Origin of the sequence: Streptomyces sp. R21, from assembly GCF_041051975.1 — a bacterium.
GTDB lineage: Bacteria > Actinomycetota > Actinomycetes > Streptomycetales > Streptomycetaceae > Streptomyces.
This window is the reverse complement of the sequence record NZ_CP163435.1, coordinates 5,222,433-5,245,446: the sequence shown is the minus strand read 5'-3', so window position 1 is coordinate 5,245,446 and position 23,014 is coordinate 5,222,433. Positions and strand designations below refer to the sequence as shown.

Below are 23,014 nucleotides of genomic sequence, written 5' to 3'. Positions count from 1 at the left end.
TCAGCCCTCGCCCCCGGTCCGGTGCTCGTCGGCCCGCTCCGGGTCGGCCCGGAAGACCGGAAGCTCCAACTCATCGTCGTACCGCCGGAATTCGAGCCGTACGGGCATCCCGATCCGCACCTTGTCGTGCGGCACCCCCACCACGTTGCTCACGATCCGCACGCCCTCGGCCAGTTCGACCAGTGCGACCGCGTAGGGCGGGGCGAAGGCGGGGAAGGGCGGGTGGTGCATGACGACGTAGGAGTAGACCGTGCCGTCCCCGGTCGCCTCGACCGTGTCCCACTCCAGGCAGCCGCAGGCCTGGCATCCCGGCAGCCAGGGAAACCGCAGGGCGTCGCAGCCGTCGCACCGCTGGATCAGCAACTGGTGCCGCCCCACGCCCTCCCAGAACCCGGCGTTGTCCCGGTTGACCACCGGACGCGGGCGCAGGGCTTGCGCAGCACGCCGCTTCTCCCGCTCATCACCCCGCTTCCGGTGCGCAGGGGCGTACTTGAGGATGCGGAAACGGTGCGTGCCCGCGAGTTCCTCTCCCACCCGCACGTCCATGCGGGTCGTCACGAAGTACCCCGTGCCCAGTTTCGTCGTCTTGCGGTCCGACACCGACTCGATCACCGCGTCGAAGGTGACCTCGTCCCCGGGCCGCAGCGGGCGCAGATACTCCTGTTCGCAGTCGGTGGCGACCACCGCCGCATAGCCCGCCTCGTCGAGGAGGCCGAACAGTTCGTCGTACGCACCCGTGCGCCCCGTGTGCCCGGACAGGCCCCCCATGGTCCACGCCTGGAGCATCGTGGGCGGGGCCATGGCGCCCGGCCCCGCGTACATGGGATGGGTGTCGCCCATCACCTCGCACCAGTGCCGGATCATCGGCATGTTCACCGGGTCCTTGCCCACACCGGCGACAGCGACCGCCTGCCCCTCGTACACCTTCAGTCTCACGCCCAGCTCATCGGTCGGCTCCGTCGCACTCACCGCCGCCCCCTGGTCATCCCGAGCCGCATCGTCGCCACGATCTCCCGCTGCACCTCGCTCACCCCGCCCCCGAACGTGTTGATCTGCGCCGCCCTGTTCATCCGCTCCAGCTCGCCGTCCCCGAACACCCCCGGTGAACCGGCACGGATCAATCCCGCCTCTCCCACAATTTCCCGACACATGCGATACGTCGCGACAGCCGATTCCGTTCCCGCGAACTTCACACCGCTCGCGTCGCCGGGAGCCAGTCGGCCGGCTCCCATGTTTCCCACCAAACGCCAGCTGAGCAGGCGTGATGCCGCCAGACGGGCATGCACCTCGGCCAGTCGGAACCGCACCCACGGCTCATCGATCCGGCGTCGGCCATTCACCGGATCAGGTGATCGCGACGCCTCCAGGGTTGACGCGTAGAAGTCCTCGGCCTGCATGCCGATGGCGGCGAGGGCGACCCGTTCGTGGTTGAGCTGGTTGGTGATGAGAGCCCAGCCGCCGTTCTCCTCGCCGACCAGGTTCGCGGCGGGGACGCGGATCCCGTCGTAGTAAGTGGCCGTCGTGGTCAGTCCGCCCACGGTCTCGATCGGCGTCCACGAGAAACCCGGCGCGTCCGTGGGCACGAGGAGGATGGAGATGCCCCGGTGTTTGGGCGCATCGGGGTCGGTGCGGCAGGCGAGCCAGATCCAGTCGGCGTGCTGGGCGTTGGAGGTGAAGATCTTCTGCCCGTCGATCAGCCAGTCCGCGTCGTCGCTGCCGCCGCCCCGACCGTCCTGGACGTCCCGCACGGCGCGCGTGCGCAAGGACGCGAGGTCGGTGCCCGCCGAGGGCTCCGAGTACCCGATCGCGAAGACGAGGTCACCGCTCAGGATGCGCGGCAGAAAGAAGTCCTTCTGCTCCTCGCTCCCGTACTTCATGAGCGTCGGCCCCACGGTGTTCAGCGTGACCATGGACACCGGCGCGCCGGCCCGGTACGCCTCGTCGAAGAACACGAACTGCTCGTCCGCGCCGCGCCCCTGACCGCCGTACGCGAGGGGCCAGCCGAGTCCGAGCAGCCCGTCGGCGCCGATCCGGCGCAGCACCGCGCGCTGCCGGGCGGGGTCGTCGGTGGGCGGCGGTCCGTCGGGCATCAGCTCCCGGAAGTACGTACGGAGTTCGGCGCGCAGCCGTTGCTGGCGCTCGGTGGGGGCGAGGTGCACGGCGAACGGCCCTCCCGGACGTCACATGGACAAGGGTTTCTGACTGTCCGTCAGGCATGGCTGACTGTCAAGGTCGACGGGAGCCCGCGGAACACCCGCCCCGGACATACGAAAACGCCTGCGCGACGGCACCGAAGTACCGCCGCGCAGGCGCGTCACACCCCACAGAGCTCACCCCGCACGGGAGCGTCAGGGCCGATGGGAGCGCATCGGCCCACGGCTCACCAGAGGTTGGCGAAGTTGATGGCCACGTTCTCGTTTCCCTGGTTGATGGCCGTGAACGCGGAGCCGTTCACCTGGGCCGTGTTGCTCTGGTTCGAGGCCCCCGAGCCGACCGCCTGCTGCTGTGTGGTGGACGAGTTGCCGTTGTTGTCGTGCCCGACCCCGCTGCCGCTGATGGTGGCCACGCCCGCGTTCGATCCGTCGTCCGCGAAGGCGCCGTTGTCTGCCGCCGCGACGCCTGTGAAGAGGGCGGCCGCGAGGGGCAGGGCCGCGACGGCGGCGAGGACGCGGGCGGTACGGATGCTTGCCATGTGAATTCCTCCAGAACCGGATGTACGCCCCGGCGATGCACCGGGAGGTACGGAAGTACGGCTTGTTCCAAGGCAGTTGGCCGACCGCCTCGGGGCTGATCACAACGTCGCGACTCCAGAGTTGCCCACCGAATCCCCGGCGAACCACCCCGGAAGCCGTGATTCGCCCTGAAGCGTGATGACATGTCGATAAACCCCCTTCAGCCCGACAAATCCCCAGCTCAGACGCGCACAGGCGACTCCACTCCAGTCGCCGCAAGGGCTGAAGCGTTTCGGCACATTTTCGGCCAATCTCACCCGAGTCCGATGGAGACGTCACCGAACCCCGAGCGGGCCCGGTCCGCCCGGTGAACCCTCTTCCCTTTTTCGAACACTCGTACGAACATGGAGCCATGGCCACCACCGACCGGCAGGCCACAACCCTGGCCCTGGCCCACGCCCTGTCCGCCGCCGAACGCGGACTGGCGGTCATTCCGCTGTCCCGGACGAAGCTCCCGGCCCTGCGCTCCCCCCACCGCGACGACCCCGCCCCCTCCCCCCTGCCCGCAACTCCGTTCGAACAAGGGGAACTTCCGACCCCGCGCTGCCACGGCGAATGCGGCCGCTTCGGACACGGCGTGTACGACGCCTCGACCGATCCCCGGCGCATCCGTGAGCTCTTCGCCGCCGCCCCCTGGGCCACCGGCTACGGCATCGCCTGCGGGCTGCCCCCGCACCACCTCATCGGCATCGACCTCGACACCAAATCCGGTACGGACTCCTCGGCGGCCCTGCGCGAACTGGCCCTGCGTCACCTCTTCACGATCCCGGCCACGGTCGTCGTGCTGACCCCCAGCGGCGGCCGCCATCTCTGGCTGAGCGGTCCGCCGGACGTGGTCGTCCCCAACTCCGCGAGCCGGCTCGCCCCCGGTATCGACATCCGCGGCGCCGGCGGCTACCTCGTCGGCCCCGGTTCCCGCACCGAGCACGGTGTGTACGGCACGGCGCCGGGCACCGCACAACTGGCACCGGCGCACTGCCCACCCGAACTCCTGCGCCTGCTCACGCCCCCGCCGCGCACACACCACCGCGCGCCCTCGGCGACCGGCCAACACGACCAGGGCCTGGTGCAGTTCGTACTCGCCGCGCACGAGGGCCAACGCAACACCCGCCTCTTCTGGGCCGCTTGCCGCGCCTACGAGAACGGCTTCGGCCCGGAACTCGCCGGCGCCCTCACCGAAGCCGCCGTCCGCACGGGCCTCACCGAACGCGAGGCCCGCTCCACGATCGCCTCGGCGGCCCGCATGTCCGTGGAACGCCCACGGCCGGAACAGAACTGACCCCGGCTGTAGCGTGACGCCATGGACGATCCCCGCATCAACGTGTACGGCTCCGGGACCGAGATCACCATCGCGGCCAACGCGGCCGGGCTTCGGTACCTTGCCGAGCGACTCATCGGTCTCAGCGATCCCGAACTCGGCGCCGGGTACCACGAGCACCTCGAGGGCGGCATGGATCTCGAGGACGGCTCGATCAGCCTGATCCTGGAACGCGACGACAAGCTTGCAGCCGACCGCACATGACTAGAGCCCCTGACCGGTTGCGCTGGTCAGGGGCTCTCCATCAGTGCGGTGGGTGTGGGATTTGAACCCACGGTCACATCGCTGCGACGACGGTTTTCAAGACCGTTCCCTTAGGCCGCTCGGGCAACCCACCTGCGCCCCTGCCCACCAGGTGCGGAGCGGGTACAGCGTACCGGTCTCGGGCGTCGCGCGGAGTCCGTGGTCCACACGGGGTCCACTGGCCCCGTTCCGCGCCCCCTAGGCCCACCGCGCCGATCACCAGCATCCGGTCCGCGGCCCCAGGCTGGCGCCGGTAAGCCTAGAGCTGGGCTGCCAGACCACCCTCTTGATCCCTAGGATCGGGCAGTCCTGCAGTAGAGGTGCTAGCGGCTCCATGACCCGATGGCTCGGAGTGGCGATATGTGTGCCCGAGTGTCGTCGTTGCCGTCGCATCTGCCGTCAACCTCTTCCGGTGGCGGCGCGCAGCAACAGCTTCCGACAGGACACCGTTACAAGGCTCGGAACCATCCCTAGGCGTACGGAAGCCCTTGAGGTGGGCGTGAGACGGTCATTCGCTTCATTGGCCGCAGGTCGCGAAAGGTGGGAACCTCGAACAGTAGGGCTTGAACTCCCTGCCCTTGGTGCTCGCTCGTCACCGCGAGGCGGCTCTAATAGCAGACCCTCACGGGAGGACCCCGTGGACCTTGAATCAGCGATGTCGCTTCATCTCAAACTCCTCGACTCCCTCGTGACCGTTGAGGACAGGAGTCTCAGAAAAATCCAGGCCATGGCGCAGTGCGCCGGACCCTCCGACGAAGGGCCTCCGATGCCGATATCAGCATTGGAGGAGCTGGGTCTCGGAATCACCTCCATGGCCGGCCACCTTCAGTACGCACTGTCAATCCACGTACACGTAGACACGCCGGAAGCCTGGGAGACTGCGCACTACCTGAAAGAGGAGGCTGAGGGCGAGGCACGGATCCTCTACGTAGGTCGAGCGGTGGCTCAAGCAACCACCGCTGGCGCTGCTCCGACCCTGCCGCTCAGGCCTGGACTCTCTGTGGGCCATGAAAAGGTGACCTACGGCACTCTAGGTGCCTTCGTCGCAAGCAGTCGCCACAGCGACGGGATCCGGTTTCTGTCGAACAACCATGTCTTGGCCGCGTGCGACCGGGGTATACGGGGAGACGACATTCTGCAACCCGGCCCCCACCAGGGAGGCAGAGCGCCAAGAAGTCGTATCGGGGCCTTGGACGAGAAGGAGGAGCTTCACAGAGACGGAGTGACGCCAAACACAATGGATGCTGCACTCTGCCTACTAGACGGAGACGTTTCGTTTGACTTGGGCGAACTCGGGGGGCTCTCGGCATCGATCCCGCCCCCGGTGGCGGTGATCGGTTCCCAAGTGTCCAAAGTAGGCTCTACCACGGACCGCACGACGGGAACGGTCATTGACATCGGATTCAGCACCAAACTGTGGTACCAAGGTGAGGGTTACCTAAGATTCGATGATCTTATGGTCGTAGCCGGTAAAGTCGGCCAGCGATTCAGTAGAGGTGGAGACAGCGGGGCGCTAGTGTTTCGCCCAGACTCCCGCGAACCGGTGGGGCTCCACATCGGCGGAACTGAGCTCGACGAGACGCGCGGCATCCCGGTCTCATACGTAGCCCCGCTGGAACCAATACTGAAGAAGCTGCGCGTAACGCTCATCTCCTGACAACCGAAGCGAGGCATCATGGTTGATCTTGACATCGTCGAGGCGGTACGAGACGCCCTCTACCGACGCTTCGAGCAAGATCAGCGTGTGAGCGGGGTCGGTATCGGCATGGAGGGTACCCAGTTCGTAGTGCGGGTTCACCTGGTCAATACAGAGCACCCCCCGCAAATCGAGCGGGAGATTCAGGGCGTCCCCGTGCGACAGATCGTAACTGGCCGAGCCGTGGCGGAGGCCTGACCTGTAAGCCCCTGACAGCTCGATGGTCAGCGAAACGAGGAGCGGCCCTCGCGGGTGAATCAATGATTCAGCCTCCAAGCGAGGGAAGAAAGACCTCTCGCGCTTGAAACCTTCCAAGCACGGCAAGAGATCACTTGTGAACGTGCTCTGGATCATCCTCACATCGGTTGCCAGCTTCATCATCTTCGTCGTATTCCTCGCGGGCATGACATTGTTCCTTGTAGGAGCACTGAAGGATCGAGCCGTTCCCAAGCCCGAAGCTGAGGACAACTCGTCAGCTCTCCTGTGGCTTCTGAAGAATTCCTTCAAGGTCGCTATCGGTGGAGATAAATACCCGACGTCACAGCGCATGATGGCCCAAGGGACTCTACTGATGTCACTAGGCGCCATCCTTTTCTTGGGAGTCGCCGCAGCAGTGGCAAATGCGCTGGCTTAAGGGGATGATTGCCCCAACTCCCCTTCCGTAGAGGCTCTCTGGCTTTCTCATAGATGAGCTGTTGCTGTCGAGAGCCGACAGACCACTGCGCGGCAGAAGCGAACAAGGGCCACCTACTTCCCTCCTGCGGGCATAACGATCCTGTCTGCGCCCTCAAGTAGCTGCCACCACTGACAACCGACCGGGACTGTGTTATTGACTCGGCCGCCTTGCAGACCCTCAGCATCCGAGGAGCCACCCTTGAGGACATAGGCAGGCCCGTCCCGTAGCGCGAGCACTTTCTTGATCAGGTTTGAACGTGCACCAACTATTCGTCATCATGACGCTAACCGCTTGGGGACGCGGCGGCACAGGTTGGTCTGGTTTGAGATCCTAGACACCGATCGAGAGGGGCCGTAGACATGCAGTGGAAGACCCACGGTGAGCGACAGATCTACACCAACCCTTGGGTGAATCTGTGTCTGGTCGACGTCCAACAGCCTGATGGGCGCAGGTGGGAGTACCACGTCGTTCGCCTGCGTCACCTGGCCGTGGCTGCCGTGGTCAACGACCGCCAGGAGGTGCTGATGATGTGGCGGCACCGCTTCATCACGGAATCGTGGGCCTGGGAGTTGCCCATGGGCCTGGTAGAGGAGGGTGAGACCCCTGAGGAGGCGGCGGCCCGCGAAGTTCTGGAGGAGACGGGCTGGCGTCCCGGTCCCATCAAGCCCCTGATCTACGCCGAGCCGGCCAACGGCATCACGGACTCGCAGCACCACGTCTTCCGTGCGGACGGGGCGACTTACGACGGTCCGCCCACGGAGAAGAACGAGTCCGACCGCATCGAGTGGATCCCCCTCAGCGAGGTGCGAGGGATGATCGACCGCCGCGAGATCGTGAGCAGCGGATCGCTCGTCGGTCTGCTGTACCTGCTCATGGATGAAGCGATCCGCTGACCGGTGGCAGAAGTGCCCGTAGCCTCGCCTCGAAGGCCAGAGCTACGGGCTCTTGCCTGTGTGGGGCCAACTGATCGTAGAACTCCCGAAGATGGCCGGACACCCGCTCGGAAGCAACCGCCGATGCGGACTCCAGAGCTTGCGTGGCCGTGTGGCACGACTGATCAAGCTTGCCCTGGTCCAACTGCGTGCGAGCCAGCCAGAACGCGTGAAACGCACGGCCCCGCTGGTTGGTGCGGTCCTCCCGTCGCATAGCGTCCGCGATCAAGGGTTCGGCAGTCGCTGCCTCGCCCAGTCGCCCGTGGGCGATGCCCGTGTCCACGATGAGCTTCGGCTCGTCGAAGTAGGTCACCCATGACGGGTCCGGGTCGCTCGTCTGGATCGCCTCGAAATGGCGGTGCGCTTCCCCGATAGACCGGTGGGTGGAGTCTCGGTTGCCGAGGGTGGCATGGGCGAAGGCTTCCCGCATGGACAGCATGGACAGCACCCGTGGAGTGGTGCCGAGGGCTGAGCGAGCCTGGTCCTGCGCGGCGGTCACGAGTGCGAGGGAGTCCGCGGGCTTGTCCTGGTAGGTCGCCTGCAAGCTCATGCAGGCGAGGACGTTGGCCATGAACTGCCGGTCGTCAATTTCCTTGGCCAATTGCAGGGCCTCGGTGAAGTACGCGCGGGCCTGGTTGTACTGGCGGGCGTCGAAGTAGGTCCAGCCCGTAAGGCGCGCCAACTCGGCCGCGATTCCGTACAGGCCGTTCTGGATGGACGGCGGACGGCTCTCCTTCAAGAGCCCGACCACATACCGGAGCTGACCGACGATGGCCGGCCTCAGAGCCTCGCCGCCGTGCTGGTCGTCCCGTCGCCAATAGTCCTCGATGGAGGAACGGAAGGCTTCAAGTGTGTTGGCGTTCAAGCTGGTTCGCGTGGCCAGCGCCAAGATGCTGTCCACATCGGGACCTGGCAGCGATGCGGGGGCCTGCTGCTCGGGCTCTGGTGCTTGGGGTGCTTCACGCTCGGCGACCACGAGGGCCTGTGGCGTCTCCCACGCTCGGCGAGCAAGCCCGAGCATGTGTCCTGGGATGCGCAAGCCGTCCGCGATGCGCTCGACGACTTCCATGTGCAGCAACTGACGTCGCCCAGCGATGACTTCGCCGACTCGACTGGGGGTCAGTTCGCATCGCCTGGCGATCATCGACGGGTAGATGCCCGCCCTGGTCTTCACGAGCCGGAAGACTCTCGCGAAGTCCCGCACCCGGCACGCACTGATCATCTCGGGATCGGTGAGCAACCTGGCGGGTAGTTCCTGCGGCCGGTCGGCGTCGGGCATTGGGCAAGCTCCCACACTGCGAGGGCTACGCAACGTCGCTGATTCTCTACTTGCCGCGATGTTACCCAAGTTGGGTAATCAGCCTGACCTTTTGGCGGGGGTATCCGGATCGCGATGCTCCTAGACATGGCGAGCAATCAGCAGACCAGACCAGGCATCGGCGAACTGGCGAAGGACAGCGCCCGAGGACGCATCGGCGTCGTCATGGGTGAGATCGGCGGTCGTGTGCAGATGAGACCGCTCTGCGGCGGCGTCGAGTGGGACGCCATGCCTGACCAGGTGGTGAGGCTCAGCTCGCGGGAGGAACTGAGCGCACGTCTGACTGTGAAGAACGGCAACAGTCAGGTCGGGCTGTGATGCGCGCCCTCGGCCGGTACGCCGGAGTCCTGTTCATCATCTGCATCAGCGGGTCGTGCGGCCTGGTGATCGGCATGACTCTCGGCCTCAGCCAGTAGACCGGCCACCCCGAACGGGTGCCAATTCCCCGGCTCCCCCTTCCCGTTCGGGGCTGGCCTCTCAGTCCGCTTCTCCATCGCCTACGACCCGAACTCGGCGACCAGGGCGGAATGCACGTGCCACGGACTACCCCACACCAGGAGATTGCACATGACGGCAACGGCGAACGAGCAGAAGACCGGTCGCACGGTAGCGGGTGAGGAGCTGTTCGAGAGCCTCGCCCACTTCGTGGTTCTCCACAACGGGCAGTCGCCCGCGCGTGCCGAGCGGATCGCGGACCAGGCGCTCGCGTTCGTGGGCACGGCGGCCACCGCCACCGTGCCCATGGTCCCGTCGGACGACGTGGACCTCGGCCTGCACGCACTCATCCTGCACACGAAGGAGTACGCCGAGCTGTGCGATCGGTTCGCGGGCCGCTTCCTGCACCACAACCCGATGCCGGGTGGCGGGGCCCGTGACCCTGAGAAGGTCGCCGCCTCGGCACGCGCTATGAAGGCCGCCGGATTCATGGTCTTCGACGACCTGTGGACCGTGGACGGCACGAACCTCGCGCAGTGCGACTCGGACTGCGGCCGACCATACGGTCAGGCGTAGCCCCCGACAACGACAACAGCGGCGCGGCCGGCCTCAACTCGGGGTCGGCCGCGTTCGCCCGGAAGGAGAAGAGACGTTGTCCGGCTCAACCCCTGAACTGCCCATCGTGGTGCTCGACGCGCTCATGCCCACGGCTCAGCACCTGGTCATCAACCGTCGGGGCTCCACGGTCTGGGAAGTCGAAAGCCACCGGGGCCACTACGCCGTGAAGCTCGGCCACCCGATCGAGGAAACGGCCGACTGGCCCGCCCAGCCCTGGACCGCGCTCGCGCCCGCACGCGAAGGGGCCATCCTGCACCGTCTCGGTCTCGATGACATCGCGTACGGCGAGTGGGAGCGCGGAACGTGGAACCTCCAACCGTGGCACGAGGGCCCGGACCTGTACCGGCTGTGGGAACCCTGCCGTAGCCCGGACTCGTCCATCGCCCCGCACACCAGCGTGGCCCTGGGATGCGTCGAAGCCCTGGCCGAACTCCACGCCAAGGGCTGGGCCCACGGTGACGTACAACCGGCCCACTTCATCATCGGGCCGGAACGAACCCACCTCATCGACCTCGCCCTAGCCGAGGGCGGACACGTGCCCGAGAGATACGACTTCCCCTTCCGCGGCTGCCTCGTCCACTACGAGGCACCAGAGATCGCCCGCACCGTGCTCGCCACCGGGGAAGCCGAGCCGACCCAGGAAGCCGACATCTACGCCCTCGGCGCCTCGCTGCTCATCTCCGCCACCGGCTGGCGGGCGGTCGAGTACCCGGACGACGCACCGCGCCCCGTACAGAGAGAGGCCGTGGCGAACGGCAAGCGTCGCCGCGTGAAGGCGCCCGGCGAGCTGGGCGAGTTGATCGACGCGATGCTCAGCCATGCTCCCGAAGATCGACCGACGATCTACGAGGTGGGTAAGGCCCTGAGCTGCCTCTGAAGCCGGTGCCGCTCGTGCGGCTAAGGCCAACAACGCAAGACCGGACCACCCCTCAGCCTGGACAGCATTCCGGGTGGTCCGGTCACAGAATCCCTGATCAGGACCCTGGTGCCGATGGTACCGGGGCGGTTGGCGTGCTCGAACGCGGGTGCGGCTCCAACTCCGGCTTTCTTTTGTCGAGTTAGGGAGGATCACTGTTGTCGTTCGGCTGGCGAAAGCCCCGTTCCGACCTGAGCCACCGAAAGTCAGCCACGACGGCGGGACTGGCGAACGAGCACCCGTCACGTGTGTTTCCAGCAACCCCGTACCGGGCTCAGCCACGCTTCCTTGCTTCACGGACAGCACCGCGGCCCTGCCTGTGCGTTGCCGACGTGTCATTCCAACTGGGCTCGGACTGTGGCTCTGCAGGCCATGCGGCCTTGAAGCGGTGGGCAGTTGGGGGGCGCGGTCGCACTTGGTGGGAGTCGGCCTGGTCCTGGTGCTCGAAGTGGTCGGGCTGCTTCCTGGTCTGGCGGTACGCCTCGGCGATGTTGCGCGCTGAGCGGCTGGGGGCCGCCGGAGCGGTGGCGAAGACATGGAGCGGCGGCGGCCCATGGCCGCCAGCGCGCGCGGCCCGCCGCAGGCGGGCCGCCTTGATCCAGTAAAGAAACTCTGGACAGCACGGCAGGCAGTAGTCGATCAACCTGAGAGGCACGGATGCCGTGGGCAAGCCCCGCCGCTTCGAGCAAGTGCGGCACGGAGCGACGGCACGTCGGCAAGCAGGGAGCGATGACCGAGCACATGCCGGACAACGAAATGGGGTCGACCAGCATTCACGTCGGGGACACGGATCAGGTAGTCGCACTGATCGAGGAGATGCGGGCCATGGTCGTCCGCCTCAGCAGGGAGACCAGGGAGTTGCGAGAGGAAGTGGCCCAGCTCAGGACTACGGCTTCGACTGCTGAGCTGCCTTCAGCTCCTCGACCTCACGCCGCAGTTCCTGATGATCGGCGCTGAGAACACGGATCTCGTCACGTAGTGCGGTGAGTACTTCAGCAAGGGTGGTCCCGGCGTCTGCGGCAGCTTCGGCGTCGTCGGGCCCTCCCTCCCCCTGCTCTGCCTGGCCGGGCTTCTCGTCCTTGGCCAAGTACCAAGCTGGAGCCGTGTAGTTCGCCGAGCGCTCCCCGCTGGCATTGTGGTCTGCCACGAAGCTGCCCCGACCATGGATCGTGTAGATCAGGCCCTCATCCCGCAGCACGTTGAGCGCGGACCTCGCGGTCATGTTGGCCACGCCGAAGCGTTCCTGTAGCTCGCGGATGGACGGCATCTGCTCGCCCGGCTTGATCCGCCCCTGCAAGATGTCGCGCCGAAGCTCGTCGGCAGCGTGCTGATACGGCGGCCGACGGTCCTGCTTGCTCTCTGGCGCGGGGCTCATGGCCCAAGAGTAGCGATTTCTAGCACCCCTAGCACACCCCACTGACATAGGTGGCCTACGTCAGTTGATACCTAGCTCACCCGATTCACTTGACACTGCTAGGTCAGCTATGTTCAATGGTGATCGCGCCCCACCGCCCTGGTGGAACGCAACCGAAAGGAATCAACTCCCATGGCACGCATCCGTGTTGGCCTGCTTCCCACCTCGTCGTTCATGGTTGGCACCCTGCCGGTGCCGAAGTACGCGGACCAGGAGAAGACGCAGTTCGCGACCGACCGTGAGACCGGCGCGAAGCTCTACACGATCACCCTCTTCTTCATGGAGGAGGACCGCGCCGAGGCTCTGAAGATCACCGTCCCTGAGACCGGTCTGCCCAACGGGCTCCGGCCGGGCGTCCCGGTCATGCCGGTGGAGCTGTTCGCCACTCCGTGGGCGCGCATCTTCAACGGTTCGCTCTCGGACGGCATCGCCTACCGCGCGGGTCGGCTGGACCTGGCGGCCCCGGCCGCTGAGGTGGCGTGAGCGGCACTGCTTTCCGGTCCGGCGCTGAGCGCAGCTGCCCGCTGCCTCACGCCGGGCCGGATGCCCGGTTCACCGAATCGCTCGTGAACTCGGTGGCGGCCGTGCTCGTCGGCTACGGCTATCCCCGCCTCGACGCCTCGGCAGATCGGGCGGCCCTCGAATCGGCCCTCGTGGCCTTCCTCTACAACCCGATGGAGAGCCGCATATGAAGGATTCGAACGCACCGGCGCAAGGGATCTTTGGTCACGTCCCGCTCGTCGTCGCCCTGGTGCTCGCCGTTCTCGTCGGATGGGCGGTCTGGTGGGTAGTCCGCTACGTTCGCGCCGATGCCATGACCCGGCAGTCCATACGGCAGGCCGTACGTGTGCGGTGGGGCTGGAAGCGGCTCGCACCAATGCTCAAACTGTCGGCCACGGACAAGACCCCGACCGCGCTCGCGTCGCTGGCAAACACGAACGGCAAGCCCATCAAGCCTCGTGTCCTCATCCCCACTCTGAAGGTGAAGCACGACGCGTACGGAGTGATCGCGCGGGCGCAGTGCCTGCCTGGCGTTGGGCTCCAGCAATTTCAGAAGGCGGGCCCACACCTGGCGGATGCCTGGCGATGCACACGGGTGTCGGTCACCCAGGACAAGCCTGGGCAGGTCCTCATCCGGGGTGTGCGGCTGGATCCGCTGAAGTTCCCGACCGAGCACCACCCCACGGGGGAAGCACCGGAGGAGACAGCCCGGTGGGATCTGGGCCTGGACGAGTACGCACAGCCCGTGTCCGTGAACCTCACGCAGGTGCCTGGCGTGACCGTGGCCGGCCTTCCCGGCTTCGGCAAGACCAGCCTGATCAACCGGCTTCTCTCCGACTGGGCACCGTCGCCCGCAGTGCAGTTCGCCTGCGCAGACGGCAAGGTGTCGGCTGCGTACGAAGGCGACTACGCCGACTGGGTCCAACGCATGTTCGCCTTCGTGGGCGATGACCTCGAAGAGGCCAACAAGCTGTTCCGGAACCTGGTGGAACTGCGCCGCGCCCGCTCGGCTTCGGTGCGCCAGATGCTCGGAGTGAAGTCCATATGGGACGTCGGCCCTTCCGAGAGCTGGCCGCTGGTCGTGCTGATCGTCGACGAAGCGCACACGTACTTCCGGGACCACAAGGGCAGCGACCAGCAGACGAAGAGGCTGGCCGCGCTCGCCGCCGAGAACGCCCGACTCGTGGAAGACCTGGTGAAGAAGGGCCGGTCCGTGGGTCTGCTTGTCATCCTCACCACTCAGAAGTCCACCGGCGACGCAATCCCCACCTTCATCCGCGACGTGTGCCCCGTGGGCCTGAGCTTCGCCCAGAAGACTGCCGAAGCCGCGGTGGCTGCGCTCGGCGACGAGATCCGGGAATGGCCGGACGCCAACCCGATCAACCTCCAGGACCCCACCTATGTCGGCGTCGCGTCGATGAACCACCAGTCGCAACCCGGCTTCACCCGCATCCGTACGCCCTACGTACCCGACGCAGAAGCAGCTCGCATCGCCGAACAGACTGCGGATCTCACCGCCGACCCGTGCGCCCTCCTGGAAGCCTTCCTCGGCCTTCGCATGGCGGACGTGGACCTCACCAAGCTCGACGCCTGAGCAGCCTGACCTACCGCGCCCGCACGTTCCCAACACCCAAGGAGAGGAGGTGAACACCCATGACAGAGGACCGAATCACTCAGCGCACCATCACTGCCGTCATGATCGTCATTGCCGCGCTGGCGTTCGTCTTCTCATTCGGCAACGTCTGGTCCCTGGCCCTGCGCCTGGGCGTCCCCGGCCCGATCGCACCGCTCATCGCTCCGATGGTGGACCTCTCGGTGGTCGGCCTTCTGGTGGCCCTGCGCTATCTCTCCTTGCGCGGCCTGCCTGCCGAACAGATGACGGCAGCCACCCGTCTCATGCACTTCTCCGGACTGCTGACCCTGGCCCTCAACGTCGCAGAACCGATCGTTGCCGGGCACTACGGCCGCGCTGCCGTTGACGCGGTGGCCCCGCTGCTCCTCCTCGGCTGGGGCACCGTCGGACCGCAGCTCCTGCGTGCCTTCCACACCGTCGCCCGCCCCGCCGTACCGGCTTCCCTGCCGGACGAGATCGGGTCGGTGCCTGAGACGACTTCCGACGCGCCCCGCCCTGCCGTGCCGCTCCCTACTCCGGCCCCGGCCTCCGTCGCTCCTCACATCGCCCCGGCTTCCGCATCGCCTGCGGCCAAGCTTCCTGAGCCGCTGCTGACTGAAGCGCGCTCCATCGCAACGTCCCACCACGTCGAGCACGGCGAACCGATCACTGCGGCCCAGCTCAAAACGCGACTCGGAATCGGCCTGCCCATGGCCACCGCGCTTCACGCCGCTCTGTAGAACCACACCCTTCCGCTGGCCTCCCCAGCACTTCCCATCGCCGCCCGCCCCTGGGCCCGACCTGCCATGCCTGCGGGCAACAGCCCGAGCGCACTGAATCGCTGCTGCCCGCAGGCCCCCACCCTCGCGCCGGAAAGGACACCCCGCCACCCATGCGCCGCCCCCTCGACCTGCGCCACATCATCAGCCCCGGCCTGCGGGACCTGGTCGAACTGGCCAACACCGACAACTTCGACCGAGTCACCGAACAGGTCCGCAACCTGCGGGGCTGCACCAGCCCCATCAACCTGCACGGCTGGACGATCACCACCGACCAGACCACCAAGCAAGTGGTCCGCTCCTACCGCTCCGAAGACGAGCCGTCCGGACGCCTCCTCACCACCTGCGGCAACCGCCGCGCCTCCCGCTGCCCCGCCTGCTCCCGCCTCTACGCCGCCGACACCTACCACTTGATCAAGGCCGGACTGTCCGGCGGCAAAAACGTCGCCGAAACCGTCCGCGACCACCCGCGCGCCTTCGTCACCTTGACCGCCCCGTCCTTCGGCCCTGTCCACAACCGCCCCACGACCGACGCGGGCAAGCCCCGCCCCTGCGCGTGCGGCGAAAGCCACGCACCGGACGCACCCGAACTCGGCACCCCGCTGCGCCCGGCAAGCTACGACTACAGCGGCGCCGTGCTGTGGAACGCTCATGCCGGGGCCCTGTGGGCACGCTTCACCACCTACCTGCGCCGCGCCCTCGCCGAGCACCTCGGCATGACGCAGAAGGCGCTCAGCGCGGCCCTCCGCGTCTCCTTCGCCAAAGTCGCCGAGTACCAGCAACGAGGCCTGGTCCACTTTCACGCGGTCGTTCGCTTCGACGGGCCCGACGGCCACACCACCTCACCCCCGGCCTGGGCCACCTTCGACGCCCTCCACGCTGCCGTCGGCCTGGCGGTCAACCGTGCCCGGCTCACCGTCGAGTCCGACGCAGTCGGCGAACGCGTCATCCGGTGGGGCGACCGGTTCAAGGTGGATCAGATCTCCGCCATGGGGGACGGCGAACTCACGGACGCCAAGGTCGCCGGATACGTCGCCAAGTACGCCACCAAGAACGCCGAAGGCGCGGGCACCGTGGACCGCACCCTCGCATGCCGCCCCTGCACCGGACGCGGCTACGTACGCGGCCCCGACGGCTTCCGCGACCTGTGCGACGACTGCGACGGCAGCGGCCAAGCCGAACCCCTCACCGGTCTCCCCGTTCAGCAGCACGCCCGGCAGATGATCCGCACCGCATGGGCCCTCGGCCACCTCCCCGAGTTCGCCCACCTCAAGCTCTGGAAGTGGGCCCACATGCTCGGCTTCCGCGGTCACTTCTCCAGCAAATCCCGCGCCTACTCCACCACGCTCGGCGCACTCCGCGACGTACGCCGAGCCTGGCGCCTCGCCCAGGCCGAAGCCATCCGCATCCGGGCCGGCTTCCCCGTAGACGACGAGAACACCACCCTCGTCACCTCCTCCTTGTGGACCTACCTCAGTAGCGGCTACCGCCCCGGTGAAGAACTCCTTGCCGCCCAGGTCCGCCACGACAGAACTCACTCCGAACTCCTCAAGTCCGAAGGAGCACCCTGGCTGTGACCACTCCGACCACCGCCGACAAGCGAACGCTGACGCTGGTCGAAGCCCTCGCCGAGATCCGGGTCTCTCGTGCCGCCTTCTACCGAATGCGTGCTCGCGGCCAGGCCCCCAAACATCTGAAGCTCCCCAACGGCCAGATACGCATCCGCCGGGCCGACCTCGACGCCTGGTTCGACGGCTGCGAGGTGCAGGAAGCATGCTGACCTACGACGTCCAGATCTGGGGCATCCGCAAGCGACCCAACCGTGCGACGGCCTATCAACTCCGGTGGCGCGTTGGTCCGCGTCCCTTCTCAAAAAGCTACAAGATCAAGGCCCAGGCCGACGGGCGTCGCGCCGAGTTACTGGCCGCCCTGCGCAACCGTGAGCAGTTCGACACGGAGACCGGTCTGCCCGCCTCCGAGGTACAGGCCCTCAACTCCTCCACCTGGTATGCCCACACGCGCGCATACGCCGAGATGAAGTGGCCGGGTGCCTCGGCCAAGCACCGCGCGAGCATCGCCGACGCGCTGGCGACCATCACCCCGAAGCTGGTCAAGGACCAGCGCGGAGTTCCGGCCCCGAAAGTGCTTCGGATCGCGCTCTACTCCTGGGTCTACAGGTTCGTCCTGGACGACAACGGGTCACTGAAGCCCCGACTCGACGTCGAAGAACCCCCCGCCGAGATCGTGGCCGCGCTGGACTGGATCGGCCGCAAGTCGGTGGACATCGCCAACCTCAACACGCCCTCCATGGTGCGGACCGCCCTCGACGCGCTGAAGCTGAAGCAGGACGGCACGGCCGCTGCCGAGAACACGGTGAACCGCAAGCGGACGGTCTTCAGTAACTGTCTCCGGTACGCGGTCGAACGGAAGTTGCTGACGGCACTGCCCCTCGACAAGGTCGACTGGACCCCGCCCGAGACTGACGACGAGATCGACTTCCGGTTCGTACCCGGTCCGAAGCTGGCGAAGGCACTGATCGACGCTGTGGGCGACCAGGGGGCACGCGGACGGCACCTGATGGCGTTCTTCGGCTGCCTCTACTACGCGGCCAACCGCCCTGGGGAGGCAGCCAATCTCCGGGAAGAAGACTTCACCTTGCCCGAAGAGGGCTGGGGAGACGTGCTGCTGTCGACGAGCACGCCCCGCGTCGGATCCGGGTGGACCGACACGGGCAAGTCGTTCGATACGCGCGGCCTGAAGAAGCGGGCCCGCAAAGCGACTCGGCCTGTACCGATTCCCCCCGTCCTCGTGCGCCTAGTCCGCGAGCACATCAAGGAGTTCGGTACAGCTGAAGACGGCCGACTGTTCCGCGCGGCCCAGGGCGGCGGTCTGCTATCCAAGGAGTACGGGGAGGCTTGGAAGGCTGCCCGGCTCGCAGTGCTCACGGAGCCCGAGGCAGTCTCGCCGCTGGCTGACGTGCCGTACTCCCTGCGACACGCGGGCGTCTCGCTCTGGCTTGAGTCCGGCGTCTCCCCAGCCGAAGTCGCGCGCCGGGCTGGCCACAGCATCGCGGTTCTCTTCCGCTTCTATGCCAAGGCGATCCACCGCAATCAGCAGTGGGCGAATGAGCAGATCCAGCGCGCACTGGAAGAATGTGAGTAGCTGATCGCTGTGGTTTTCGTGCGCATGGGCAGAACTAAGAGCGCCGAGCACGCGGCCACGCGTTTACAGCCTCCTCAGGAGGATGCCGCTGTAGCCATTTGCGTGCGGCATCCTCTCCGAAGCCATGAGACCGGAGGACTTCGAGGGCGGCTGCTCGCACCGCTCGTTCCTTATCTGCACGATCCAGGTGAGCTTTCATACGCGCCACCACATCGTCGTAGTCGTAGTCGTAGCGACCGTTTACCTTCTGCGCAAACAGTGGCAGGAGTTTGTAGTAGCGGCGTTCAGTGATTCCGACTTGCGTCCAAGGGTACCGGTCCGGTTTCTCACTCTTCCGGTACTCCTTTACTGCGATGTTTGCCTTCCGGCGTACGTACCGACGGGTCGCCTCTGCACCCTGCGCTGGATCGAATCCGGGGCGGATCAGCTGTTCGAGCAACGTTGCGGCTGCAGAAATCTTATTTGGGGCACTGGTTACTCGCTTAATGCGGTCGACCTGCTGCGGGTACGCCATCGCAACGGCGTTCGCCAGCGCCGGCTCATCACCGCTGATGTAGCCGTGCCAGTAACCCTTAAGGACCACTTGGCACGCGATCTCGTGAGGGGTCGATATGGGGTCGACAGTGATGGTCGGCATTCCGTAGCCGTGGATGGCGTCCGCAAGCTTGTTCCATGGCCGATCGTTGGGCTGCTGAACCTGCTCGGGCCATATACGTGCGGTGAATGCCCAAGCTGCGGGATGTTGTGTCATTGGAGCCGCGATCAGGATGGCCTCTACTGCGGCTAGTGGTGTCAACTCGCCGCCATCCGTCGAATTGTTCATCAGTGGCTCAATAAGCTGTCCGTCATCCTCGGATTCGCTTGTCACCCAGATGAGACGCCGGGTGATTTGGATCCACCACCCGTTTACAGATACCCCGAGGATTGGGACATAAAATCGAACGGCAGGGTCCATTACTCGGCGAAATACTTCCATTCGCCGCTCGTGGTCCATGGACGTGCCCAGCCAGTGGAGCACGTAGTCCGCTGACAAACGCCCCGTCTGTGCCGCCCCGGCCACGAGTTGGCCAGCTATCCAGAGCCCGTCAGCCTTGGGCGCCGCACTCGGGACAGGGTTAGCCATGGGTAGGACCTGCATGACGGTCGCCACTTGGCCGTTCACCGGGTCAGGGACCGCCCATGCTCCTTCCACAGGTTCCATCGAGCCGACCTGCAGGTCCGGGATGTCCACGAAAGGCAAGCCGTTGGGCTCGATAAGTGAGGTCGCTCGGCGCAGTGGTTGGAAGCTACGGCCCGACAGGGTCTCAACCTCGCGTCCGGCCTGGGAGAGTTTGTCCCTCAGGGCTTGACGGTCGAGGCTGCCACCGATCCGCTTCGCGACCTCGTCGACTAGGCCCTCCGACCAATGTCCCATCTGGGCAGTATACGAGGGCATGGAGAACAAAAACCCCAGTCGCAAGCGGGCGCGATCGTACGAGCCCGAGCAGCAGAGCACCCGCGTACCTGAGAGCAAGTCCGACCTGACGCCCCGCTTCAAGCTGATCTTTTCGACGGTGGCCGTACTGACGGTCCTGGCGCTGATCTTGAATGTGCTACTGGCCGCGTTCGGGGGCGACTCCGAGCAAGTAAAGGCCGCTGCTGAGGCATGCTCCACGACCTACATGATGGGCTTCGGGGCGATCGTGGGGCTCATCAGCGGCAAGGTGGCCTAGCAGATCGTTCTGGAGGTGCAACGAGTGTGCCGCTGCCATCGACGAGTGGTCCACGCCTGGTCCACTCAGGCTGATCCACGACGTGCCGGGCTGGGTCAAGGTGAGACAGGACCAATACAGAAGGGGCGCCCCTCATCGAGGGACACCCCTTCTGACCAGCATGTCTATGACCTGCGGAGTCGGCGCGATCCGAACCCACGGAGACGCTCTCGCGTCCTCACGTTTTTCAAGACCGTTCCCTTAGGCCGCTCGGGCAACCCACCCCGCGCTGCCCACGAGTGTGGGCGGCGCGGGGACAAGACTAACCGGTCAGCTGTCGCCCTCGCGCTGGCCGAGGGTCACGTCGGTGGTGTGGGTCTTGCCGTCGCGGGTGTAGGTGAGCTTGACCGTGTCGCCGGGGCGGTGGGTCCAGATCTCGCCGATGAGGGTGGGGCCGCTGTCGATCGGCATGTCGTCGAGCTTGGTGATGACGTCGCCGGGCTTGAGGCCGGCCTTGTCGGCGGGGCCGCCGGAGACGACCGCGGCCGAGCTGCCGGCGCCCTGCTCGGTGATCTTCGCGCCGTCCGTGCCCTCTTCGAGGGTGACCGACGCGCCGATGACGGGGTAGACCGGCTTGCCCGTCTTGATGAGCTGCTGGGCGACGTTCTTCGCCTGGTTGATCGGGATCGCGAAGCCCAGGCCGATCGAGCCGGACTGGCCGGTGCCGCCCAGGCCGCCGCTGCTGGAGGACTGGATCGCGGAGTTGATGCCGATGACCGAGCCGTGGGCGTCCAGGAGCGGGCCGCCCGAGTTGCCGGGGTTGATGGAGGCATCCGTCTGCAGGGCGCTCATGTAGGAGGCCTTGCTGCCGGAGCTGCCGTCGCTGGAGGCCACCGGGCGGTTCTTGGCGCTGATGATGCCCGTGGTCACCGTGTTGGACAGACCGAACGGTGCGCCGATCGCGATGGTCGAGTCACCCACGGCGACCTTGTCGGAGTTGCCGAGCGCGAGGGGCTTCAGGTCCGACGGCGCGTTCTTGAGCTTGATGACCGCAACGTCGTAACCCTGCGCGTGGCCCACCACCTCGGCGTTGTACTTCTTGCCGTTGGGGAAGGTCGCCGTCAGCTTGCCGCCGTCGACCGCGTCCGCGACGACGTGGTTGTTGGTGAGGATGTGGCCCTGCGTGTCGAAGACGAACCCGGTACCGGTGCCGCCCTCTCCGCTGCTGCTCTCGGCCTCGATGGTGACCGTGCTCGGCAGCGCGCTGGCGGCCACGCCCGACACCGTGCCCGCGTCGCGCTTGACGTCGCCGCCGCTGTCGGAGGCCGCGACCGTCGTCGAGTTGGACGAGTCGTCGTTCCGGTCGGCCAGTGAGTAGCCGATGCCGCCACCCACGCCGCCCGCGACCAGCGCGGCGATCAGGACCGCGGCGACCAGGCCGCCACGTCCACCGCCGGACTTCGGCGCGGGCGCCGTCTGCTGGTAGGAGGAGCCCCAGCCGGCCCCCGACCCGCCCCCGTCGGCGTACGACGGAGTGGCGGGCGGCGGAGGCGGCCAGCCCGCCTCCGCGGCGGAGGCCGGTACGCCGGAGCCCTGCCCGTACGCCTCCGAACCCTGGCCGCCCTGCCCCTGCGCCTCGGAACCCGGTCCGGCCCCCACGGACGCGTACGCCGGCTGCCCCACGGGAGCCGCCTGCTGCTCCGGCGCGCCGGGGGCGCTCGAAGGCACCGCAGGGATCGGGGCCGTCGGCGCGCTCCCCTCGGGCGGAGCGGGCCGCTCGGTGTGCGCGGAAGCAGCGGGAGTGTCCACCGGCACAGGAGGTGCGGACGGGGCCGGGGGTACTGCAGTGCCCTCGTTCTCGGTGCTCACAGCTCTTCTCCTCGATCCACGGCTGTTGTTCTCGGTCGCACTCGGTCACGCTCATTCACGCTTGTCGGCGATCCGGCGCGATTCAGCTGTGCATGTGCTTTTGTACGTCGTCAGCTTTTCCCACCGGCCGTCAGAGCACCATAAGCGGTGGCTGTGCGTCCGAGGCGATCCTTTATATAGGGCCTGTCCGACGAAACGGACTCATTCCCGACGTCACCGCCCCCACGCCTACCCCTTTGCGGTGGCACCATGACGCGGTGACCCACGCACGACAGCACCCGATTCAGGTCGTCGCCCACCGCGGAGCCTCCGAAGAGGCCCCCGAGCACACGCTGGCCGCGTACAAGAAGGCGATCGAGGACGGTGCCGACGCCCTCGAGTGCGATGTACGGCTGACCGCGGACGGCCACCTCGTATGCGTCCACGACCGCCGCGTCAACCGCACGTCGAACGGCCGCGGAGCGGTCTCCGCCCTCGAACTCGCCGACCTCGCGGCGCTGGACTTCAGTGCCTGGAGGAACCGCGACGAGGCCCCCGACTGGGAGTACGGGCCGGGCGACCGCGAGGACACCTCCGTACTGACCCTGGAGCGGCTGCTCGAACTCGTCGCCGACGCGGGGCGTCGCGTGGAGATGGCGATCGAGACAAAGCACCCCACGCGCTGGGCGGGCCAGGTCGAGGAGCGGCTGCTGCACCTCCTGAAGCGCTTCGGTCTGGACGCCCCGGACTCCGCCGCCGAGTCGCCGGTACGTGTCATGAGCTTCTCGGCGCGCTCACTGCACCGCATCCGGGCCGCCTCCCCGACCTTGCCCACGGTCTATCTGCTGCAGTTCGTCTCGCCCCGGCTGCGGGACGGACGGCTGCCCGCCGGTGTCCGGATCGCGGGCCCCTCGATGCGGATCGTGCGGAGCAACCCCGGGTACATCGAGCGCCTCAAGCGCGCCGGGCACCAGGTGCACGTCTGGACGGTGAACGAGCCCGAGGACGTCGATCTCTGCGTTGAGCTGGGCGTCGACGCCATCATCACCAACCGCCCGCGCGCGGTGCTGCGACAACTGGGCCGCTGACCCGCGTCGGCCATCACCTCGTCCACACCCGACAC

The 23,014-nt window shown here is 66.8% G+C and carries 24 protein-coding genes and 1 tRNA gene; 17 read left to right on the top strand and 8 right to left on the bottom strand.

The window, feature by feature from the left end; genetic code table 11:
* From AB5J56_RS23345 to AB5J56_RS23335, 3 genes are all read right to left on the bottom strand, one after another.
* Positions 1–969: a bifunctional MaoC family dehydratase N-terminal/OB-fold nucleic acid binding domain-containing protein gene (locus AB5J56_RS23345; RefSeq protein ID WP_369234715.1), complete on the bottom strand. Its 969-nt coding sequence runs from the start codon at positions 967–969 to the stop codon at positions 1–3.
* Entirely contained in the window at positions 966–2,159 is a 1,194-nt protein-coding gene (locus AB5J56_RS23340; protein WP_369234714.1) for an acyl-CoA dehydrogenase family protein, read from the bottom strand. Before AB5J56_RS23340 ends, AB5J56_RS23345 begins: the two co-directional genes overlap by 4 nt.
* A 221-nt stretch (positions 2,160–2,380) precedes the next feature.
* On the bottom strand, positions 2,381–2,692 hold the full coding sequence (locus AB5J56_RS23335; RefSeq protein ID WP_369234713.1) for a hypothetical protein: 312 nt from the start codon (positions 2,690–2,692) through the stop codon (positions 2,381–2,383).
* Positions 2,693–3,084: 392 nt separating this feature from the next.
* Between AB5J56_RS23335 and AB5J56_RS23330 the strand changes: the two genes are divergently transcribed.
* Positions 3,085–4,011, top strand: coding sequence for a bifunctional DNA primase/polymerase (locus AB5J56_RS23330; RefSeq protein ID WP_369234712.1), 927 nt, complete (start codon positions 3,085–3,087; stop codon positions 4,009–4,011).
* Between the two features lie 21 nt (positions 4,012–4,032).
* Positions 4,033–4,254: a hypothetical protein gene (locus AB5J56_RS23325; RefSeq protein WP_369234711.1), complete on the top strand. Its 222-nt coding sequence runs from the start codon at positions 4,033–4,035 to the stop codon at positions 4,252–4,254.
* A gap of 46 nt (positions 4,255–4,300) precedes the next feature.
* Here AB5J56_RS23325 and AB5J56_RS23320 read toward each other — a convergent pair.
* Positions 4,301–4,387 (bottom strand) — tRNA-Ser (locus tag AB5J56_RS23320).
* 543 nt (positions 4,388–4,930) lie between these two features.
* Between AB5J56_RS23320 and AB5J56_RS23315 the strand changes: the two genes are divergently transcribed.
* From AB5J56_RS23315 to AB5J56_RS23305, 3 genes are all read left to right on the top strand, one after another.
* Positions 4,931–5,950, top strand: a complete 1,020-nt coding sequence (locus AB5J56_RS23315; protein WP_369234710.1) for a hypothetical protein — start codon at positions 4,931–4,933, stop codon at positions 5,948–5,950.
* Positions 5,951–6,329: 379 nt separating this feature from the next.
* Complete coding sequence (locus AB5J56_RS23310; RefSeq protein WP_369234709.1) at positions 6,330–6,623, top strand: hypothetical protein; 294 nt, start codon at positions 6,330–6,332, stop codon at positions 6,621–6,623.
* 401 nt (positions 6,624–7,024) lie between these two features.
* The gene (locus tag AB5J56_RS23305; RefSeq protein ID WP_369234708.1) at positions 7,025–7,558 is read left to right on the top strand and encodes an NUDIX hydrolase; all 534 of its coding nucleotides are present in this window, start codon (positions 7,025–7,027) and stop codon (positions 7,556–7,558) included.
* On the opposite strand, the gene AB5J56_RS23300 is transcribed toward AB5J56_RS23305, so the two are convergent.
* A complete protein-coding gene (locus tag AB5J56_RS23300) occupies positions 7,536–8,876 on the bottom strand; it encodes a helix-turn-helix domain-containing protein (protein WP_369234707.1) in 1,341 nt (446 codons plus the stop codon). The genes AB5J56_RS23305 and AB5J56_RS23300 overlap by 23 nt on opposite strands.
* A 126-nt stretch (positions 8,877–9,002) precedes the next feature.
* On the opposite strand from AB5J56_RS23300, the gene AB5J56_RS23295 reads away from it, so the two are divergent.
* From AB5J56_RS23295 to AB5J56_RS23285, 3 genes are all read left to right on the top strand, one after another.
* On the top strand, positions 9,003–9,233 hold the full coding sequence (locus AB5J56_RS23295; RefSeq protein ID WP_369234706.1) for a hypothetical protein: 231 nt from the start codon (positions 9,003–9,005) through the stop codon (positions 9,231–9,233).
* A gap of 249 nt (positions 9,234–9,482) precedes the next feature.
* Positions 9,483–9,926 carry a hypothetical protein gene (locus AB5J56_RS23290; protein ID WP_369234705.1) on the top strand — a complete coding sequence of 148 codons (444 nt, stop codon included), beginning with the start codon at positions 9,483–9,485 and terminating at the stop codon, positions 9,924–9,926.
* Positions 9,927–10,002: 76 nt separating this feature from the next.
* Positions 10,003–10,845: a protein kinase gene (locus AB5J56_RS23285; protein WP_369234704.1), complete on the top strand. Its 843-nt coding sequence runs from the start codon at positions 10,003–10,005 to the stop codon at positions 10,843–10,845.
* Positions 10,846–11,770: 925 nt separating this feature from the next.
* Here the strand turns inward: AB5J56_RS23285 and AB5J56_RS23280 are convergent.
* A complete protein-coding gene (locus AB5J56_RS23280) occupies positions 11,771–12,259 on the bottom strand; it encodes a GntR family transcriptional regulator (protein ID WP_369234703.1) in 489 nt (162 codons plus the stop codon).
* A 171-nt stretch (positions 12,260–12,430) separates the two neighbouring features.
* Between AB5J56_RS23280 and AB5J56_RS23275 the strand changes: the two genes are divergently transcribed.
* The 7 genes from AB5J56_RS23275 to AB5J56_RS23245 all read left to right on the top strand — a co-directional run bounded on the left by AB5J56_RS23275 (position 12,431) and on the right by AB5J56_RS23245 (position 18,352).
* A complete protein-coding gene (locus AB5J56_RS23275) occupies positions 12,431–12,781 on the top strand; it encodes a hypothetical protein (protein ID WP_369234702.1) in 351 nt (116 codons plus the stop codon).
* Entirely contained in the window at positions 12,778–12,990 is a 213-nt protein-coding gene (locus tag AB5J56_RS23270) for a hypothetical protein (RefSeq protein ID WP_369234701.1), read from the top strand. Before AB5J56_RS23275 ends, AB5J56_RS23270 begins: the two co-directional genes overlap by 4 nt.
* Positions 12,987–14,393, top strand: a complete 1,407-nt coding sequence (locus AB5J56_RS23265) for a cell division protein FtsK (RefSeq protein ID WP_369234700.1) — start codon at positions 12,987–12,989, stop codon at positions 14,391–14,393. The genes AB5J56_RS23270 and AB5J56_RS23265 overlap by 4 nt, the downstream gene beginning before the upstream one ends.
* A gap of 59 nt (positions 14,394–14,452) precedes the next feature.
* Positions 14,453–15,151 carry a DUF2637 domain-containing protein gene (locus AB5J56_RS23260; RefSeq protein ID WP_369234699.1) on the top strand — a complete coding sequence of 233 codons (699 nt, stop codon included), beginning with the start codon at positions 14,453–14,455 and terminating at the stop codon, positions 15,149–15,151.
* Positions 15,152–15,303: 152 nt separating this feature from the next.
* Positions 15,304–16,767, top strand: coding sequence for a replication initiator (locus AB5J56_RS23255; RefSeq protein ID WP_369234698.1), 1,464 nt, complete (start codon positions 15,304–15,306; stop codon positions 16,765–16,767).
* Complete coding sequence (locus AB5J56_RS23250; protein WP_059083826.1) at positions 16,764–16,970, top strand: AlpA family transcriptional regulator; 207 nt, start codon at positions 16,764–16,766, stop codon at positions 16,968–16,970. Before AB5J56_RS23255 ends, AB5J56_RS23250 begins: the two co-directional genes overlap by 4 nt.
* Complete coding sequence (locus tag AB5J56_RS23245; RefSeq protein ID WP_369234697.1) at positions 16,964–18,352, top strand: tyrosine-type recombinase/integrase; 1,389 nt, start codon at positions 16,964–16,966, stop codon at positions 18,350–18,352. Before AB5J56_RS23250 ends, AB5J56_RS23245 begins: the two co-directional genes overlap by 7 nt.
* Before the next feature lie 34 nt (positions 18,353–18,386).
* Here the strand turns inward: AB5J56_RS23245 and AB5J56_RS23240 are convergent, their stop codons facing one another.
* Positions 18,387–19,766, bottom strand: a complete 1,380-nt coding sequence (locus AB5J56_RS23240; RefSeq protein WP_369234696.1) for a hypothetical protein — start codon at positions 19,764–19,766, stop codon at positions 18,387–18,389.
* 19 nt (positions 19,767–19,785) lie between these two features.
* Here AB5J56_RS23240 and AB5J56_RS23235 point away from each other — a divergent pair, with 19 nt between their 5' ends.
* Positions 19,786–20,064 (top strand): hypothetical protein, encoded by a 279-nt coding sequence (locus AB5J56_RS23235; RefSeq protein ID WP_369234695.1) that lies wholly within the window; start codon positions 19,786–19,788, stop codon positions 20,062–20,064.
* A gap of 309 nt (positions 20,065–20,373) precedes the next feature.
* Here the strand turns inward: AB5J56_RS23235 and AB5J56_RS23230 are convergent, their stop codons facing one another.
* Entirely contained in the window at positions 20,374–21,912 is a 1,539-nt protein-coding gene (locus AB5J56_RS23230; protein ID WP_369234694.1) for a S1C family serine protease, read from the bottom strand.
* Positions 21,913–22,169: 257 nt separating this feature from the next.
* Between AB5J56_RS23230 and AB5J56_RS23225 the strand changes: the two genes are divergently transcribed.
* A complete protein-coding gene (locus tag AB5J56_RS23225; protein WP_369234693.1) occupies positions 22,170–22,979 on the top strand; it encodes a glycerophosphodiester phosphodiesterase in 810 nt (269 codons plus the stop codon).
* Positions 22,980–23,014: the final 35 nt, after the last annotated feature.

Excerpts from the sequence above, each read along its gene's own strand:
- AB5J56_RS23240 (WP_369234696.1), bottom strand. The coding sequence starts at position 19,766 with ATGGGACATTGGTCGGAGGGCCTAGTCGACGAGGTCGCGAAGCGGATC.
- AB5J56_RS23260 (WP_369234699.1), top strand. The coding sequence starts at position 14,453 with ATGACAGAGGACCGAATCACTCAGCGCACCATCACTGCCGTCATGATC.
- AB5J56_RS23255 (WP_369234698.1), top strand. The coding sequence starts at position 15,304 with ATGCGCCGCCCCCTCGACCTGCGCCACATCATCAGCCCCGGCCTGCGG.
- AB5J56_RS23235 (WP_369234695.1), top strand. The coding sequence starts at position 19,786 with ATGGAGAACAAAAACCCCAGTCGCAAGCGGGCGCGATCGTACGAGCCC.
- AB5J56_RS23305 (WP_369234708.1), top strand. The coding sequence starts at position 7,025 with ATGCAGTGGAAGACCCACGGTGAGCGACAGATCTACACCAACCCTTGG.
- AB5J56_RS23245 (WP_369234697.1), top strand. The coding sequence starts at position 16,964 with ATGCTGACCTACGACGTCCAGATCTGGGGCATCCGCAAGCGACCCAAC.
- AB5J56_RS23280 (WP_369234703.1), bottom strand. The coding sequence starts at position 12,259 with ATGAGCCCCGCGCCAGAGAGCAAGCAGGACCGTCGGCCGCCGTATCAG.
- AB5J56_RS23275 (WP_369234702.1), top strand. The coding sequence starts at position 12,431 with ATGGCACGCATCCGTGTTGGCCTGCTTCCCACCTCGTCGTTCATGGTT.
- AB5J56_RS23330 (WP_369234712.1), top strand. The coding sequence starts at position 3,085 with ATGGCCACCACCGACCGGCAGGCCACAACCCTGGCCCTGGCCCACGCC.
- AB5J56_RS23335 (WP_369234713.1), bottom strand. The coding sequence starts at position 2,692 with ATGGCAAGCATCCGTACCGCCCGCGTCCTCGCCGCCGTCGCGGCCCTG.
- AB5J56_RS23325 (WP_369234711.1), top strand. The coding sequence starts at position 4,033 with ATGGACGATCCCCGCATCAACGTGTACGGCTCCGGGACCGAGATCACC.
- AB5J56_RS23295 (WP_369234706.1), top strand. The coding sequence starts at position 9,003 with ATGGCGAGCAATCAGCAGACCAGACCAGGCATCGGCGAACTGGCGAAG.
- AB5J56_RS23265 (WP_369234700.1), top strand. The coding sequence starts at position 12,987 with ATGAAGGATTCGAACGCACCGGCGCAAGGGATCTTTGGTCACGTCCCG.
- AB5J56_RS23290 (WP_369234705.1), top strand. The coding sequence starts at position 9,483 with ATGACGGCAACGGCGAACGAGCAGAAGACCGGTCGCACGGTAGCGGGT.
- AB5J56_RS23300 (WP_369234707.1), bottom strand. The coding sequence starts at position 8,876 with ATGCCCGACGCCGACCGGCCGCAGGAACTACCCGCCAGGTTGCTCACC.